This window comes from Bacillus sp. LR--39 (genome assembly GCF_053613335.1).
Window position 1 is genome coordinate 1 of sequence record NZ_JBSIOT010000587.1, and the last position, 852, is coordinate 852.

Genomic DNA, 852 nt, shown 5'->3' on the forward strand with positions numbered 1-852 from the left:
TCAACCAGTTTACGCACGCCTATTGCTGTTCGATCCACAAATCGCAAGGCAGCGAATTTCCGATCGTCATCCTTCCGGTCGTCAAAAGCTATTACCGGATGCTGAGAAGGAACTTGCTTTACACGGCTATTACAAGAAGCAAAAAATTCCTGATTCTGTGCGGCGAAGAGGAAGCCCTTGAATGGGGCGTGAAAAATAAGGAATCATCAGAAAGGCAGACATCGCTTAAAAGACGGCTTCAGCAGGCGGCACATGAAGAGGATGAAGAGCTCATGGCGCTTCAAAAAGAGCTGCCATTCAGCGTCTATGACGCCAATATCGGGATGGAAGGCATTACACCTTTTGATTTTATGGAAAAGGAAGCAGAATAAGTGTTTTTCATGGAATCCATTTCATCGTATGAGTCGCGGCGCAACAGCAGATCATAAGAGTGTTCGTAAAAAGGTGGTTGATCACACTTTGAGAACATGCAATGAGCTGGAAGGACTCAATGTTTACGACAGACAGTCTTCTCTCCCGCTTGGGGTGGTAACGGATATCTGTTTTTCTCACGAAGGGACATGTCTCGGATTGATTATGGAAGAGAAGCGGCGCTTTTACAATCCCCGTTCGCTTCTTCCGCTTCCCGCGGTCACCGAAATCGGACGTGACGGCGTATACGTTGATTTCACCGAGTTCAAGCCGATGCAAGTTCCGAAGCAGAGTCTTTCTTATGACCAGATGAAGCAAAAAATGGTCAAAAACGGAGCAGGAGATACGCTGGGCATGCTGGAAGATGTATACTTTTCTTCCGACACGGGCATAATCGTAGCATATGAACTATCAGACGGTTTTTTTGCCGATTTGTCAGGC

Annotated in this window: 2 protein-coding genes; both read left to right on the forward strand. The window is 46.7% G+C overall.

Going from position 1 to position 852, the window contains the following annotated elements:
• Positions 1-371: ATP-binding domain-containing protein (locus ACWHAR_RS25110; RefSeq protein ID WP_452088186.1), on the forward strand; the 371-nt coding region annotated here is incomplete at its 5' end.
• A gap of 88 nt (positions 372-459) precedes the next feature.
• Positions 460-852 (forward strand): PRC-barrel domain-containing protein (locus ACWHAR_RS25115; RefSeq protein WP_452088187.1); only part of this gene is annotated, 393 nt, incomplete at its 3' end.